The sequence below is a fragment of the Kitasatospora sp. NPDC056531 genome, assembly GCF_042794375.1.
Classification (GTDB): domain Bacteria; phylum Actinomycetota; class Actinomycetes; order Streptomycetales; family Streptomycetaceae; genus Kitasatospora.
Window position 1 is genome coordinate 12,454 of record NZ_JBHTTU010000081.1, and the last position, 16,336, is coordinate 28,789.

At 71.9% G+C, this 16,336-nt stretch carries 9 protein-coding genes; 2 read left to right on the top strand and 7 right to left on the bottom strand.

Annotation, left to right across the window (positions count from 1 at the left end):
* Window positions 1-102 precede the first annotated feature (102 nt).
* The 7 genes from ACFQ87_RS36380 to ACFQ87_RS36410 all read right to left on the bottom strand — a co-directional run bounded on the left by ACFQ87_RS36380 (window position 103) and on the right by ACFQ87_RS36410 (window position 12,369).
* Complete coding sequence (locus ACFQ87_RS36380; RefSeq protein WP_380615210.1) at window positions 103-579, bottom strand: CinA family protein; 477 nt, start codon at window positions 577-579, stop codon at window positions 103-105.
* A 17-nt stretch (window positions 580-596) separates the two neighbouring features.
* Window positions 597-1,235, bottom strand: coding sequence for a CDP-diacylglycerol--glycerol-3-phosphate 3-phosphatidyltransferase (gene pgsA / locus ACFQ87_RS36385; RefSeq protein WP_380615211.1), 639 nt, complete (start codon window positions 1,233-1,235; stop codon window positions 597-599).
* On the bottom strand, window positions 1,232-2,737 hold the full coding sequence (gene rimO / locus ACFQ87_RS36390) for a 30S ribosomal protein S12 methylthiotransferase RimO (RefSeq protein ID WP_380615212.1): 1,506 nt from the start codon (window positions 2,735-2,737) through the stop codon (window positions 1,232-1,234). Before rimO ends, pgsA begins: the two co-directional genes overlap by 4 nt.
* 97 nt (window positions 2,738-2,834) lie before the next feature.
* Window positions 2,835-3,695: a helix-turn-helix domain-containing protein gene (locus ACFQ87_RS36395; RefSeq protein WP_380615213.1), complete on the bottom strand. Its 861-nt coding sequence runs from the start codon at window positions 3,693-3,695 to the stop codon at window positions 2,835-2,837.
* A gap of 261 nt (window positions 3,696-3,956) precedes the next feature.
* On the bottom strand, window positions 3,957-6,656 hold the full coding sequence (locus ACFQ87_RS36400) for a DNA translocase FtsK (RefSeq protein WP_380615214.1): 2,700 nt from the start codon (window positions 6,654-6,656) through the stop codon (window positions 3,957-3,959).
* Between the two features lie 170 nt (window positions 6,657-6,826).
* Window positions 6,827-7,462 (bottom strand): response regulator, encoded by a 636-nt coding sequence (locus ACFQ87_RS36405; protein WP_380615215.1) that lies wholly within the window; start codon window positions 7,460-7,462, stop codon window positions 6,827-6,829.
* Between the two features lie 296 nt (window positions 7,463-7,758).
* Complete coding sequence (locus ACFQ87_RS36410; protein WP_380615219.1) at window positions 7,759-12,369, bottom strand: HAMP domain-containing protein; 4,611 nt, start codon at window positions 12,367-12,369, stop codon at window positions 7,759-7,761.
* A 496-nt stretch (window positions 12,370-12,865) separates the two neighbouring features.
* On the opposite strand from ACFQ87_RS36410, the gene ACFQ87_RS36415 reads away from it, so the two are divergent.
* Together ACFQ87_RS36415 and ACFQ87_RS36420 are read left to right on the top strand one after the other, a co-directional pair.
* Complete coding sequence (locus ACFQ87_RS36415) at window positions 12,866-15,412, top strand: SpoIIE family protein phosphatase (protein WP_380615216.1); 2,547 nt, start codon at window positions 12,866-12,868, stop codon at window positions 15,410-15,412.
* Between the two features lie 253 nt (window positions 15,413-15,665).
* Entirely contained in the window at window positions 15,666-16,229 is a 564-nt protein-coding gene (locus ACFQ87_RS36420) for an acetate uptake transporter (RefSeq protein ID WP_380615217.1), read from the top strand.
* Window positions 16,230-16,336: the final 107 nt, after the last annotated feature.

Below are 16,336 nucleotides of genomic sequence, written 5' to 3' on the forward strand. Positions count from 1 at the left end.
TGCCCAACCAGGACCTCGGATGTAACACGATCCTCCAGCAGTGCCATACCCGCGCGTGCCGGTTCGACAGATCTCGGTTCGGTGGAGATCCCCGCCGGGCCCCTATCGAGCGAGCCGGCCGACGAGCAGCTCCAGCGCGGCGGTCACCGCCCCGTGACGGATTGTGGCACGACCACCCGACAGCAGGGGCGAACTGACCAGAGTTCCCCCCGGGCCGGCCACCGCGAGGTGTACCGTGCCGACCGGCTGACCGTCCTGCGGGTCCGGACCGGCCACCCCGGTCGTCGCGAGCCCGTACGTGGCCCCCAGCAGCCCCCGCACGCCCTCGGCCATCTGCCGCGCCACCACCGGGTGCACCGGACCGTACACGTCCAACAGACCCTCGTCCACACCGAGCACCGAGGCCTTCAGCTCGGTCGCGTAGGCGGTGACCGAGCCGCGGAAGGTCGCGGACGCCCCGGGGACGTCCACCAGCGCGGCGGCCAGCAGCCCGCCGGTCAGCGACTCGGCGACGGCCAGGGTGCCCCCTTGGGCCCGCAGCGCGGTGTGCGCCCGATCGGCCAGCTCGTAGTCCGTCACCCGGTCTCCCCCGTCGCTCACCGGTCCGCGCGCTCCGCGGCCGTTCCCTCGCGGCGCAGTCGCAGCGCCTGTCCGATGTAGTCCAGCGCGGTGGCGACGGTGAGCAGCACCGCCAGGGCCATCAGGACGGCCCGTCCGGTGGCCAGCCAGCCGGTCAGCGGCAGGACGTACATGCCGACCGCGGTGCCCTGGGTCAGCGTCTTGAGCTTGCCGCCGCGGCTGGCCGGGATGACCCCGTAGCGGATCACCCAGAAGCGCATCAGCGTGATGCCGAGCTCGCGGGCCAGGATCACCACGGTGACCCACCAGGGCAGGTCGCCGAGCAGCGAGAGGCCGATCAGCGCCGAGCCCATGATCGCCTTGTCGGCGATCGGGTCGGCGATCTTCCCGAAGTCGGTGACCAGGCCCTTGCGGCGGGCGAGTTCGCCGTCGAACAGGTCGGTGATCATCGCGATCGCGAACGCGGCCCAGGCGACGGCGCGCCACTTGGGGTTGTGCCCGCCGTCGGCGAACAGCAGCGTCACGAAGACCGGGACCAGCAGGACCCGGACCATCGTGAGCACGTTGGCGATGTTCCAGACACCCGGCGCCGACGGAAGGGCGGCCGCCGGTCTGCCCGGGTGGGCCGCGGCCGGGGCGCCTGGCCCCTTGGTCATTCCCCGGCTCCCGGAGCCTCGGCCCCCGAAGTCCTGGGCAGTCGCACCCGCTCCAGCGCCTCGGCGATCAGGTCGACGCCCTCGCTGGCCACCACGGTGGCCCGCCAGAACTGCCCGACCTCCGGGTTCTCGACGCCGTTCAGGGTGGTCAGGCCGTCGGTCTCCGGAGCCTGGTGGGCGGAGCGGCCCTCGACCACGCCGTCCTCGACCGACTCGATCAGCACCTCGACCTCGGTGCCGATCCGCTGCTCGGCCCGCTGAGCGGTCATCTCCTCGGCGAGGCGGCTCAGTCGGCTCAGCCGGTCCGCGACCACGTCCTCGGGCAGCTTGCCGTCGTAGGTCGCGGCCTCGGTGCCCTCCTCGTCGGAGTAGCCGAAGACGCCGATCGCGTCCAGTCCGGCGTGGGTGACGAAGCGTTCCAGCTCGGCGTAGTCCTCCTCGGTCTCCCCGGGGAAGCCGACGATGAAGTTGGACCGGGCGCCGGCCTGCGGGGCCTTGTCGCGGATGGTCTTCAGCAGCTCCAGGAACTGGTCGGTGGAGCCGAAGCGGCGCATCCGTCGCAGCACGGCGGGCGCCGAGTGCTGGAAGGACAGGTCGAAGTACGGCACCACGTCGGTGGTCCCGGTCATCGCGTCGATCAGGCCCGGGCGCATCTCGGCCGGCTGCAGGTAGGAGACCCGGACCCGCTCGACGCCCTCGATCGCGGAGATCTCGCCGAGCAGCGTCTCCAGCAGCCGGATGTCGCCGAGGTCCTTGCCGTACGAGGTGTTGTTCTCGCTGACCAGGACGATCTCGCGGACGCCCTGCTCGGCCAGCCACTGGGCCTCGTTCAGCACGTCGGAGGGGCGGCGGGAGATGAACGAGCCGCGGAAGGCCGGGATGGCGCAGAAGGAACAGCGCCGGTCGCAGCCGGAGGCGAGCTTGACCGAGGCGACCGGGCTGTCGTCCAGCCGCTTGCGCAGGGTGCGCGGGCCGGAGGCGGGCGCGAGGCCGTCGGGCAGGTCGGCGATCGGCTCGGCGGCGGCCTCGGCGCCGTGGCCGGGCAGCGCGACGGCCTCCGCGGCGGACTGCCGCTCGGCGGGGCTGATCGGCAGCAGCTTGCGGCGGTCGCGCGGGATGTGCGGGGCGTGGTGGCCGCCGGAGAGGATGGTCTGCAGGCGGTCGGAGATGTCCGCGTAGTCGTCGAAGCCGAGCACGCCGTCCGCCTCGGGCAGCGCGTCGGCGAGCTCCTTGCCGTACCGCTCGGCCATGCAGCCGACCGCGACGACGGCCTGGGTGCGGCCGTGGCCCTTGAGGTCGTTGGCCTCCAGCAGGGCGTCCACGGAGTCCTTCTTGGCGGCCTCGACGAAGCCGCAGGTGTTGACGACGGCGACGTCCGCCTCGGCGGCGTCGTCGACGAGCAACCAGCCGTCGGCTTCCAGTCGCCCGGCGAGTTCCTCGGAGTCCACCTCGTTACGGGCGCATCCGAGCGTGACAAGGGCGACAGTGCGGCGTTCAGGCATAGGCCCAAGATTAACGCGCGGCCTCCGGTGCCGTTCGCCCCGGAGGCCGTGTGCCATGGATCAGCTGATCATCGACGGCCCTCGACGGCCCCTGTGGTCAGCCAGCCTGCGGGTCTCCGGGGGTGTACGTGACGTGCACCACCTGGCCGTCCTTGCCGAGGAGTCCGAGGTCCTTGCCGTTGACGTACGCGTGCACGGCCCCGCCGTTGCCGAGCACCAGCTTGATCAGCTTGGGGTCGGTGAAGGTCTGGTCCTGGCCGTCGCTGATGTTGTTCTGGAACAGCGACTTGCCGTTGCTGTCCGTCGCCGAGACCCAGCTGGTGCCCTGGGCGACCAGCTTCACGGTGACCTTGTCGGCCGGGACGGCGGCGATCGCGGCGGCGCTCGGCGCGGGCGCCGGAGGCTGGACGGCGGGCGTCTCCGGGGCGACCGAGCCGGTACCGGAGCCGCTGGGCAGCGGCGCGCTGGCGGAGCCGGTGGTGCCGTGGCCGCCCTTGCCGCTCACCAGGTTGAAGCCGATCAGCGCGACCACCGCGACGATCGCGGCGACCATGGCCGCCGCCCAGTTCGGCCGGCTGCGGCTGGGCACCCTGATCGGACCACTGTCGATCAGCTGGGTGGCCGGGCGCTTGGCGGCCGGCGAGCCGCCGTGCGCGGCGTCGTAGCGGGCGACCAGCGCCTCGCCGTCCACGCCGACCGCACGGGCGATCGCGCGGATGTGCCCGCGGGCGTAGAAGTCGCCGCCGCAACGGTCGAAGTCGTCCTCCTCGATGGCGTGGACGATCGGCACCCGCACCCGGGTGGCGGTACTCACCTGGTCCACCGTGAGTCCCGCCTCGATCCGGGAGGCGGACAGCACCCGGCCGATGCTCGGGGCATCGGCCGCCTGCTCCGAGTCGTCGGTCGGCTCGACGGACGACGGAGCGTTCTCGCGGTCGGAGGACTTGCCGATGGTCACGGGGCACGCCTTTCGAGCGGATGGCCACCTGCTGGAGAACAGTGTAGGGGCGTGGACTGATCGTTGCTCAAGCAGAAACGGGACGGAATGCGCGCGCCCGCTCCGACCGGGGGCCGGCCCCCCGCTGACCGGTCGCCGGCGGGGACGCGCGGGGACCCGGAGTGCGCTTTCCGGCCTGTGACGCGGTGTGCGGACGTTCGGTTCCCCACACCGCGCCTACCCTCCTCCGAACGGGTGAACACACCCGGAGGGCACGGCCCGTCAGCCCCGCAGGGTCATCAGCACGCCGTCCAACTCGTCCGGCTTCACCAGGACGTCGCGGGCCTTGGAGCCCTCACTCGGACCGACGATCCCGCGCGACTCCATCAGGTCCATCAGCCGGCCCGCCTTGGCGAAGCCGACCCTGAGCTTGCGCTGGAGCATCGAGGTCGAGCCGAACTGGGTGGAGACCACCAGCTCGGCCGCCTGGATCAGCAGGTCCAGGTCGTCGCCGATCTCCTCGTCGATCTCCTTCTTCGGCCCGGCCCCGGCCATCACGTCGTCCCGGTAGACGGCGCTCAGCTGGTCCTTGCAGTGCTGCACCACCTTGGCGATCTCCGCCTCGGTGACGAACGCGCCCTGCATGCGGATCGGTTTGCTCGCGCCCATCGGCAGGAAGAGCGCGTCGCCCTTGCCGATCAGCTTCTCCGCGCCGGGCTGGTCCAGGATGACCCGGGAGTCGGCCATCGCGGAGGTCGCGAAGGCCAGCCGGGACGGCACGTTGGCCTTGATCAGGCCGGTGACCACGTCCACCGAGGGCCGTTGGGTGGCGAGCACCAGGTGGATGCCGGCCGCGCGGGCCAGCTGGGTGATCCGGACCACCGAGTCCTCGACGTCGCGCGGCGCGACCATCATCAGGTCGGCCAGCTCGTCGACGATCACCAGCAGGTACGGGTACGGCCTCAGCTCTCGCTCGCTGCCCAGCGGCGGGGTGACCCTGCCGGCCTTCACCGCCTCGTTGAAGTCGTCCACGTGCCGGAAGCCGTACGCCGCGAGGTCGTCGTAGCGCAGGTCCATCTCGCGCACCACCCACTGGAGGGCCTCGGCGGCCTTCTTGGGGTTGGTGATGATCGGCGTGATCAGGTGCGGGATGCCCTCGTACGCGGTCAGCTCGACCCGCTTGGGGTCGACCAGGACCATCCGCACCTCGTCCGGGGTGGCCCGGGCGAGGATCGAGGTGATCAGGCAGTTGATGCAGGACGACTTGCCGGCGCCGGTCGCACCGGCCACCAGGATGTGCGGCATCTTGGCCAGGTTGGCCATCACGGTGTGGCCCTCGACGTCCTTGCCCATGCCGACGACCATCGGGTGGGTGTCCTCGGCGGCCGTGCGCGAGCGCAGCAGGTCGCCGAGGTTGACCATCTCGCGGTCCCGGTTGGGGATCTCGATGCCGACCGCGGACTTGCCCGGGATCGGGCTGATGATCCGCACGTCCGGGCTGGCCACCGCGTACGCGATGTTCTTGGCGAGCGCGGTGATCCGCTCCACCTTGACGGCCGGGCCGAGTTCGACCTCGTAGCGGGTGACCGTCGGACCGCGGGTGAAGCCGGTGACCTTGGCGTCCACCTTGAACTCGGCGAAGGTGCCGGTGAGCTGGGCCACCACCTCGTCGTTGAGGGCGCTGCGGGCCTTGGCCGGGCCGCCGCGCTCCAGCAGATCGAGCGAGGGCAGCGCGTAGGTGATGCCCTCGCCGAGCTGGAGCTGCTCCATCCGCACCGGCGCCGGGCCGTGCTCCGCGGGCGCGCCCGGTCCGCCGCTGCGCGCGGCTGGGACGGCGGGCTCCTCCGGCGCGGCGGTGAGGTCCTTGACCTGGTGCATCATGTCCGCCACCGCGGAGGAGGCGGGCACCCCGTAGACCAGCGCGCCGTCCAGGTCGGCGGCCGCGCCGGCGGCGAGGTCGCGGGTGGCGTACGGGTCCAGCGGCTCCTTGTCGAGCGGCTCCTTGTCCAGGGAGATGCGGCGAACGGCCTCCGGCTGCTCCTCGTCGTCGACGCTCTGCTTGCGCCGACGACGGCGACGACGGGCGGCCACCTCGTCGGTCGGGTCGTCACCATCGGTGTCCAGGGTGAACGGCATGGCGTCGGGGTCGGCGTCCTCCGGCGGGTCGGTGGACAGCTCGCGCTCCGGCGTACGCCCCCAGCGCGGCTCGTCCTCCGGCCCTGGCTCGATCACGCCGAGCCGTACGAACAGCCCCCGCACCCGCTCGCCGATCCGGTTGACCGGGGTGGCGGTGACCACCAGCAGGCCGAAGAAGGCCAGCAGCAGGAGCAGCGGCACGGCCAGCGCAGGCCCGGCGGCGGCCATCATCGGGGTGGACGCGGCCCAGCCGATGATCCCGCCGGCCGCCCTTATCCGGGAGGCCCCGCTGCCCATCATGGGCGCGCCGCACCCGATGTGGACCAGGCCGAGGACGCCGACCAGCAGCGTGCCCAGCCCGATCACGATCCGGCCGTTGGCCTCCGGCAGCTCGGGGTGGCGCCAGAGCCGGATCGCGATCCCGGCCAGCAGGAACGGCACCAGCACGTCGAGCCGCCCGAACAGCCCGGACACCACGGCGGTGGCCGCCTCGCCCAGCCAGCCCTGCGGGCTGAACCAGGTGCCGGCGGCGGTCACCATCCCGAGTGCGAACAGCACCAGGCCCAGTCCGTCCTTGCGGTGGGCCGGGTGGAGGTTCTTGGCGCCGTCGCCGACGCCGCGGAAGATCGCGGCGATCGGGCTCGCCAAGGCGTTGAGGAGCCGCATCAGCCCCGAGCGGGACGGCGGTGGTGGCGGCGCGGCCGACTTGGCCGCCGACTTCTTCGCGGGGGCCCTGCGAGCTGCCGCCTTCTTCGCGGGCGGCTTGCCCGGGGCCTTCGCCGCGGCCTTCTTGGACGGTCCCGGAGTCGACTTACGTGCTGCGTTCCCGGGCGTGCGAGTGGCCATGGGTCAGCAGCCTACCGGTGTGGACCACCGGTGCACATGCGGCCGAGCCGCAGCGCCCGGACGTGTCGCAGACACACCGTCACGCTGATCGGGCTTCACCCGGCCGCACCGTCAAACCACCCGGACGGCCTAACGCGGGGCGCCGGCTCCGCGCGCGCCCGGCGGACGTCCTACGAGCTGCCCGGGCGCATCGCGTCCAGGGCCCGGCGCAGGCCGACGAGCTTGCGCTCCAGGTGCGCCGCGGTGGCGGCCACCCCGGCGTCCTCGGCCCCGTCCAGCTGCTTGCCCAGTGCCTCCGCCTGCTCCTCGACCGCCGCCAGCCGCGCGGACAGCTCGCCCAGCAGCGCCCCGCCGAGGGCCGGCTCGCCGCGGCCCGCCTCCAGCTGCAGCCGCAGCAGCGCGGCCTGCTCCTTCAGCTGGCAGTTCTTGACGTACAGGTCGACGAAGACCGAGACCTTGGCCCGCAGCACCCACGGGTCGAAGGGCTTGGAGATGTAGTCCACCGCCCCGGCCGCGTAGCCGCGGAAGGTGTGGTGCGGCCCATGGTTGATCGCGGTGAGGAAGATGATCGGGATGTCCCGGGTGCGCTCGCGGCGCTTGATGTGGGCGGCGGTCTCGAAGCCGTCCATGCCCGGCATCTGGACGTCCAGCAGGATCACCGCGAAGTCGTCGGTCAGCAGCGCCTTGAGCGCCTCCTCACCGGAGGCGGCGCGCACCAGCGTCTGGTCCAGGGCGGAGAGGATCGCCTCCAGCGCCAGTAGGTTCTCCGGTCGGTCGTCGACCAGGAGGATCTTCGCCTTCTGCATGGGGGCCCGCCCTCCTGTCGCCTGCCTGCCGCCCGGTGAAGGCACCCGCGCACTGCCCACCGCTACCCCGGTCATGCTAGCCGCACCCCCTCGCCCGGCACATCGCTCCGTCGGGACCCGATCCGGAGCGGCGCGCAGCCAGTGCTCCGGCGCACGCTCACCAGCGTGTCGCCGTCCGGTCACTGTTCGCAACGATCGGTGACCCTACCGGGTTCCCGGGCCCGTCCGCCAGCAAGCCGACCGACCTGCGGGCGGGAACTCCGGGCCCGGCCCGGGGTTCACGCCGCACAGAACATTCACCCGCGGTCCCCGTTCAACCACTCGTGCATCACCGACAGCAGGTGGTCGGTCTCCACCGGCTTGGTGATGTGGTCGGTGGCGCCCGCCTCCAGCGACTTCTCGCGGTCGCCCTTCATCGCCTTGGCGGTCAGCGCGATGATCGGCAGCCCGGCGAACTGGGGCATCCGGCGGATCGCCTCGGTGGTCGCGTAGCCGTCCATCTCCGGCATCATGATGTCCATCAGGACCAGCGCCACGTGCTCGTGCTGCTCCAGCATCTCGATGCCCTCGCGGCCGTTCTCGGCGTACAGGACGGTCAGGCCGTGCTGCTCCAGCACGCTGGTCAGGGCGAACACGTTGCGCACGTCGTCGTCCACGATCAGCACCTGCTGGCCGTCGAAGCGGGTGTCGCCGCGGACCGGCCGGGGCTGCTGCGCGGGCTCCGTCTGGCGGGGCGCGGCGGCGCTCTCCAGGGCGGCGCTGCGTCGGCGCTCCAACGCCCCGCGGCGGCGCTCCTCGGCCAGCTCCCGGACCTCCTGGGCCCAGTGGTCGGCCGGGTTCTCGCCCACCGGCACCGGCAGGCCCACCGGGGTCACCCCGACCGAGGCACGGGGCGCCGGCGCGACCGACTGGCCCGGGCGCTCGGGCTGACGGTCGACGGGGGCGCCGTCCGGGGCCTCGGCGCGCAGCGGCAGGTACAGGGTGAAGGTCGAACCCCGACCCAGCTCGCTCTCGGCGTGGATCTCGCCGCCGAGCAGCCGGGCGATCTCCCGGCTGATCGACAGGCCGAGGCCGGTGCCGCCGTACTTGCGGCTGGTGGTGCCGTCGGCCTGCTTGAACGCCTCGAAGATCTCCCGCAGCTTGTTGTCGGGGATCCCGATGCCGGTGTCGGAGACCGAGAAGGCGATCAGCTCGTCGTCCGGGTCCTGGATCGAGCCGGACTCCAGCAGCCGCTCGCGCACGTGCTGCGGGACGCCGTGGCCGGCCGCGCTGATCGAGAAGTCGACGCCGCCGTTGTCGGTGAACTTAACGGCGTTGGAGATCAGGTTGCGCAGTACCTGCTGGAGCCGCTGCTCGTCGGTGTGCAGGGTGACCGGCAGCGCGGGCGAGACCCGCACCGCGAAGTCCAGGTTCTTGTCCACGGCGACCGGCTGGAAGGTGGCCTCGACGTAGTCGACCAACTGGACCAGGGCGATCCGGGCCGGACGGACGTCCATCTTGCCCGCCTCGACCTTGGACAGGTCCAGGATGTCGTTGATCAGCTGGAGCAGGTCGGAGCCGGCTCCGTGGATGGTGTCGGCGAACTCGACCTGCTTGGGCGAGAGGTTGCCCTCGTTGTTGTCGGAGAGCAGCTTGGCCAGGATCAGCAGCGAGTTGAGCGGGGTGCGCAGCTCGTGCGACATGTTGGCGAGGAACTCGCTCTTGTAGCGGGAGGCCAGCGCGAGCTGTTCGGCGCGCTCCTCCAGGACTTGTCGGGCCTCCTCGATCTCGCTGTTCTTGATCTCGATGTCGCGGTTCTGCTGGGCGAGTTGCTCGGCCTTCTCCTGCAACTCCTCGTTGGTGCGCTCCAGTTCCTCCTGGCGCGCCTCCAACTCGGCGGATCGCATCGACAGTTCGGCGGTGAGCCGCTGGGACTCCAGCAGCAGGCCCTCGGTCTTGGTGTTGACGCTGATGGTGTTGACGGTGACGCCGATCAGGTCGGCGATCTGGTTGAGGAAGTCCAGCGCGACGGTGGTGAAGGAGCTGAAGGTGGCCAGCTCGATCACGCCGAGCAGCCGACCCTCGAACTGCACCGGCAGCACCACGATGTGGGTCGGCGAGGCCTCGCCGAGGCCGGAGGCGATCTTGAGGTAGCCGGGCGGCGCCTCCTTGACGATGATCGCCCGCTTCTCCACCGCCGCCTGGCCGATCAGCGACTCGCCGGGCCGGAAGGTGGTCGGCATCGCCCGCCGCTGGTAGCCGTAGCTGCCGATCAGCCGCAGCACGGTGTCGTTCTCGTCGTCGTCCTCGGTGATCAGCTCGGCGGTGCGGCCGGCCGGCTGGGCCAGGAAGAAGGCGCCGTGCTGGGCGGAGACCACCGGGGTCAGCTCGGTCATGATCAGCGAGGCGACCGCCTCCAGGTCCCGGCGGCCCTGGAGCAGGCCGGAGATCCGGGCCAGGTTGGTCTTGAGCCAGTCCTGCTCCTGGTTGGTGCGGGTGGTCTCGCGCAGGTTGGCGATCATCTGGTTGATGTTGTCCTTGAGCTCGTCGAGCTCCCCCGCGGCGTCCACGTCGATCCGCAGGCTCAGGTCGCCCCTGGTCACCGCGGTGGCGACCTGGGCGATCGCGCGCACCTGCCGGGTCAGGTTGTTGGCCAGCTCGTTCACCGACTCGGTGAGGTCCTGCCAGGTGCCGTCCACGCCGGGCACCCGGGCCTGGCCGCCCAGGCGCCCGTCGGTACCCACCTCTCGGGCGACCCGGGTGACCTCGTCGGCGAAGGCCGAGAGCTGGTCGACCATGGTGTTGATGTTGGTCTTGAGCTGGAGGATCTCGCCGCGCGCGTCGACGTCGATCTTCTGCGACAGGTCGCCGCGGGCGACCGCCGTGATCACCAGCGCGATGTTGCGGACCTGGCCGGTGAGGTTGTTGGCCATCTGGTTGACGTTGTCGGTCAGGTCCTTCCAGATGCCGGCCACGCCCGGCACGCTCGCCTGACCGCCCAGGGTGCCGTCGGTGCCCACCTCGCGGGCCACCCTGGTCACCTCCACCGCGAACGCGGACAGCTGGTCGACCATGGTGTTCAGGGTCCCGGCGAGCGTCGCGATCTCGCCCTGGGCGTCGATGGTGATCTTCTTGGAGAGGTCGCCGCGCGCCACCGCGGAGGCGACCTCGGCGATGTTGCGCACCTGCCCGGTCAGGTTCGACGCCATGAAGTTGACGTTGTCGGTCAGGTCCTTCCAGATGCCCGACACCCCGCGCACCCGCGCCTGGCCGCCCAGGATGCCCTCGGTGCCCACCTCGCGGGCCACCCGCGTGACCTCGTCGGCGAAGGCCGACAGCTGGTCGACCATCGTGTTGACGGTGGTCACCAGCTCCAGGATCTCGCCCCGGGCGTCGACGGTGATCTTCTTCGACACGTCGCCGCGCGCCACCGCGGTGGTCACCTCGGCGATGCTGCGGACCTGGCTGGTCAGGTTGTTGGCCATCAGGTTGACGCTGTTGGTCAGGTCCTTCCAGGTGCCGGACACCCCGGGCACGCTGGCCTGGCCGCCGAGGATGCCCTCGGTGCCGACGTCCCGGGCCACCCGGGTCACCTCGTCGGCGAAGGAGGAGAGCTGGTCCACCATCGTGTTGATGGTGTTCTTCAGCTCCAGGATCTCCCCGCGCGCGTCCACCTGGATCTTCTGCGACAGGTCGCCCTTGGCAACCGCGGTCGTCACCTGCGCGATGTTGCGCACCTGATCGGTGAGGTTGTTCGCCATGAAGTTGACGTTGTCGGTCAGATCCCGCCACACCCCGGCCGCCCAGGGCACCTGCGCCTGACCACCGAGCCGCCCCTCGGTGCCCACCTGACGGGCCACCCGGGTCACCTGTTCCGCGAAGCCGGACAACTGGTCCACCATCGTGTTGATGGTGTTCTTCAGCTCCAGCATCTCGCCGCGCGCGTCCACCTCGATCTTCTGCGACAGGTCCCCGCGCGCCACCGCCGTGGTCACCTGGGCGATGTTGCGCACCTGACCGGTCAGGTTGTCGGCCATGAAGTTCACCGAGTCGGTCAGTTCGCGCCACACCCCGGCCACGCCCGGCACCTGCGCCTGACCACCGAGCCGGCCTTCGGTGCCGACGTCCCGGGCCACCGTGGTGACCTGGGCGGCGAAGCTGTTCAGCTGGTCCACCATCGTGTTGACGGTGTTCTTCAGCTCCAGCATCTCGCCGGCCACGTCCACGGTGACCTTGCGGGACAGGTCGCCCTTGGCCACCGCCGTGGTCACCTGGGCGATGTTGCGCACCTGCGCGGTCAGCCGGCCCGCCATGGTGTTGACCGAGTCCGCCAGGTCCTTCCAACTGCCGGAGACACTGCGGACCTTGGCCTGGCCTCCGAGCTTGCCCTCGGTGCCGACCTCGCGGGCCACCCGGGTCACCTCGTCGGTGAACTCCGAGAGCTGGTCCACCAGTCCATTGACGGTCCGCCCGATCTTCAGGTACTCGCCGCGCAGCGGATGGCTCACCCCGTTGCTGTGCAGCGAGCGCAGCTCCATCTTCTGGTCCAGGTCGCCTTCGGCGATCGAGGTCAGCACCCGGCCCACCTCGCTCATCGGACGGGCCAGATCGTCGATCAGCGCGTTGCAGTTGTCGACGGCCGCCATCCAGGCGCCCTCGCCCGCACCGGTCTCCAGCCGCTCGTTCAGCCGGCCCTCGCGGCCCACCGCCCGCCGCACCCGGGCCAGTTCACCGGTCAGATGCTGGTTGCGCTCGGCGACCTCGTTGAACACCGCGGCAATCTCCGCCAGCGGCCCGTCGCCCGGAACCGTCAGCCGGCGACGGAAGTTGCCGTCCCGCATCGCGGTCAACGCGGCCAGCAGCTTGCGCAGGTCGGCCGGCTCGGCGCCGCGGTTGTGGCCCGATCGCCGGCCGGCCGCGCTCCGCAGCGCCGTCCCGGACCGTCCGCCGCGCGGAGCGGGCGGCGTCGTACCGGTTGCGTCCTTGGTTGCGTCCTTGGTGGCCGAACTCAACGGGCCCCTCCCACATAGTGAACTGTCCGGTGACCGCCGTGCCGTACGGCACGCACCCGGGCACCGGCCCGGCTGGGCTGCGTACCGGCGGACCCACGGCGCACCGGCACCCACACGACCGTACTGCTCCCACCGGCCGTCGCGGACCCCCCAGTCTGGCAGTACTGGCGCCGGGTATACGGGTGGTTGCGCTCGGTTGGTACCGCACCGTCCGAAACAGGTGGGCAGAATCACCCTCAGGTGCCTGTTTCACGGCCCCGCCCCCACGGGGAACCAAGCGGAAAGTAGGGTGGAGCGCTGCACCGGGCCGCGACCCGACCCAGCGCCGCCGCCCACCCCGACGGCGCGCACGGGGAAGTCGGCGCCGCACCCCCGACAGCCAGGGCAAGAGCAGCAGAGGAGAAGTGGCAACGTGGTCACCGCGCGCGCAGCCGCCACCTTCGATCCCGACGGCCGGTCCGCGGCCGCCGCCCGGGGCTTCGTCCGGGACGCGCTGCTCGGCTGGGGTCTGCCCGAGGTCGTCGACGACGCCGTCGTCCTGGTCAGCGAACTGGTCACCAACGCCGTCGTGCACGCCGGCACCGCCGCCGAGGTCTGCTGCCTGCGCGAGGAGGAGACCGTCCGGATCGAGGTCACCGACCACCACCCCGAGCGCGGCCTGCCCTCGCTCGGCGACGGGCACCGCTACGCCGACCCCGACGGCGAGGGCGGCCGGGGCCTGCTGATGTGCTCCGCCCTGGCCGAGCGCTGGGGCGTCGAGTACGCGGCCGGGCAGAAGACCGTCTGGTTCCGGCTCACCCTGCCCGCCCACGTGGTCGGCACCCGCTACGCCGTCCCGGCCACCCCCGGCAGCGACCTGCCCAGCAGCCCCGGACCGGTGCACGTCGCCGTCGTCCAGCTCGACGAGGACGGCCGCGTCCTGGCCTGGAACCCGGACGCCGCAGCCCTCTTCCAGTACCCCGCCGCCGCCGTCCTCGGCCGCCCCTGGGCCGACCTCGCGGTCTGGCCGCAGTCCCCCGGCCGCGGCCTCGGCCTCACCGACACCCTGCGGCTGGCCCGTTGGGAGGGCGGCTACGGCGTCCGCCGCGCCGACGGCGAGGAGGTCGAGGTATACGGCGTCCAGGTGCGCGTGCGCGACACCGAGGGCGTCCCCTCCACCCTCTGCCTGCTCGTCCTCGAACCCGACCGCGCCGTGCTGCGCTCCCCCGCCCGTACCCTGCCCGGTGAGCGCCCCGACCCGACCGGCCCCCGGCTCGACCTGCTGGCCGGCCCGGCCGACACCGACGACCTCGACACCCTGCTCCAGCGCACCGTCGAACGCGCCCGTGACCTGCTCGACGCCGACGCCGCGTACCTGCTGCTCACCACCGACGACGAAGCCGAGTTCGAGCTCCGCGCCGCCACCGGCCTCAACCACGGACACCGCCGGCACGCCCGCTTCCCGGTCGGGACCGGCAACCGCTACGACTCCGCCCGGCTGCCCTCCGTCCACGAGGACCTCACCGCCCGCCCCACCGGCCTGCCGCTGCTCGCCGACAGCGGCATGCGGTCCCTGGTCACCGTCCCGCTCAAGGTCGAGGGCCGTCTGATCGGCTCGCTCGGCATCGCCACCGCCGTGCCCGGCCGCTACGACAACGAGGACGCGCTGCGGCTGCAGTTCGCCGCCGACCGGGTCGCCCTGGCCGTCGAGAGCACCCGGCTGACCGAGCTGGAACGGCTGCGCCGCGGCTCGCTCTCCTTCCTCGTCGAGGCCTCCGACCTACTGGCCGGCACCCTCGAACACGAGCAGACTCTCGCCCTGATGGCCCAGATGGCCGTCCCCACCCTCTCGTCCTGGTGCGCCGTCTACACCAACGGCGACCACGGCGCCTCGGCCGGCCTCGCCTTCGTCCTGCACGAGGACGAGGACCGGATCGACCCGCTGCGCGACCTGCTCGACAAGACCCCCGCCCCCGAGGCCGGCCCCACCCACGGCGTCCGCTTCTGGACGGCACCCGGCGGGACCGCCGAGGCCCTCGGCCTCACCGACAGCCCGGAACTGGCCGGACTGCTCGGCGAGACCGTGGTGCTGCCGCTGACCGCCCGCAACCGGGTCATCGGCCTGCTCGCGCTGGGCGTCCCGTCCGGCGTCCGGTTCCGCCAGGAGATCCTCGAACTCGCCGAGGACCTCTCCCGCCGGGCCGCCCTCGCCCTCGACAACTCCCGGCTCTACTCCGAGCGCACCGCCACCAGCCAGGCCCTCCAGCGCAGTCTGCTGCCCCCGGACCTGCCCGAGATCCCGGGCGTCGAGGTGGACGTCTACTACCAGGCGGCCGGCGAGGGCAACGAGGTCGGCGGCGACTTCTACGACCTGTTCACCATCCGCGAGGGCACCTACGGCTTCGCGATCGGCGACGTCTGCGGCACCGGCCCCGAGGCCGCCTCGGTCACCGGCCTGGCCCGACACTCGCTGCGGCTGCTCGCCCGCGAGGGCCTGGACGCCCCGCAGGTGCTCCGCCGGCTCAACGCGGCCATCCTGGACGAGGGTTCGCGCAGCCGCTTCCTCACCCTGCTCTACGGCGAACTGACGCCCCGCCCGGACGGCAGCACCGAACTGTCCCTGGTCTGCGCCGGCCACCCGCTGCCGCTGCGGCTGCGCACCGACGGCCGGGTCGATCGGGCCGCCACCCCGCAGCCGCTGCTCGGCGTCATGGACGACCTCGACCTCACCGCCGAGCACCTAGTGCTCTCCCCCGGCGAGGTCCTGCTCTGCGTCACCGACGGTGTCACCGAACGCCGCGAGGGCCGGCGGATGCTGGGCGACGACGGCCTGGCCGAGGTGCTCACCGGCTGCACCGGTCTGACCGCCGGGGCGGTCGCGCTGCGGGTGCAGCGCGCGGTCGAGCGCTTCGCCCCGGAGCCGCCGTCCGACGACATGGCGATCCTGACCCTGCGGGTGCCGACCCAGCGCACCACCTGACACGGTCACAAATTGTTATCTTCACAAGGGTACAAGCGAGTTGGGCCGGGTACACCGATCTAGCCGGGGAATCTCCCCGGCGGGGACGTGACCAGCGGCTCTCCGCTGGCCCATCACTTCTGACCTCACTTCTGACCGCTGCCCGCGCACGCCCTTCGCCGTGCGCCCTCGGCGCGGTCGCGCGCATCCACTCACCGACACGACACCAAGCGTCACTGCGCCCTGCGCGCGCCCAGAGTGAAAGGAGCCTCCGGTGAGCAACGACGCTACCGGGGCATCGAACGCCCGCTCCACCGGAGCCGACGCGGGTAACCTCGGCTACCTCGCCCTCGGCCTGACACTGCTCGCCTACGGTCTGCTCTCCACCGGAATCCTGCACGGCACCGGTGTCGGGGACGCGGCCCACCTCGCCCACCTGCTCGGCGGCGTCACCCTCTTCATCGCGGGCCTGTGGCAGCTCCGCCGCGGCGAGGGCTTCACCGGCACCGCCTTCACCAGCCTCGGCGCCTTCTGGGCGACCTGGTCGGTGGCGGGCGGCGCGAGCAAGAACGCGGCCGGTCTGTTCCTGCTGCTGTGGGCCCTGCTCGCCCTCAGCCTCACCGCGGCCAGCTGGGGCGCCGGTCTGTTCAGCCGCGCCGTCTACGGTCTGCTGACGCTCTCCCTGGTGCTGTCCGCCATCGCCACCTTCGGTGGATACGGCGGCCTCGCCAAGGCGGCCGGCTGGATCGCGGCCGTCTCCGGGCTCGTCGCCTGGTACTGGGCCACCTCCGCGCTGAGCAACGGCTCTTGGGGGAAAGTCGCCCTGCCGGTCAAGTGATCTGCTTCAGCCGGTCCTCGGCACCACTGCGGGGTCGGGGGGGGGGGGGGGGGGGGGAAACAAAAACCCCCCGGAGACCCACCACCCAAACAAAGACAACCAAGAAA

What these genes read in the sequence shown, in the direction of transcription:
- ACFQ87_RS36400 (WP_380615214.1), bottom strand. Translation starts at nt 6,656, where the DNA reads ATGGCCACTCGCACGCCCGGGAACGCAGCACGTAAGTCGACTCCGGGA.
- rimO (WP_380615212.1), bottom strand. Translation starts at nt 2,737, where the DNA reads ATGCCTGAACGCCGCACTGTCGCCCTTGTCACGCTCGGATGCGCCCGT.
- pgsA (WP_380615211.1), bottom strand. Translation starts at nt 1,235, where the DNA reads ATGACCAAGGGGCCAGGCGCCCCGGCCGCGGCCCACCCGGGCAGACCG.
- ACFQ87_RS36405 (WP_380615215.1), bottom strand. Translation starts at nt 7,462, where the DNA reads ATGCAGAAGGCGAAGATCCTCCTGGTCGACGACCGACCGGAGAACCTA.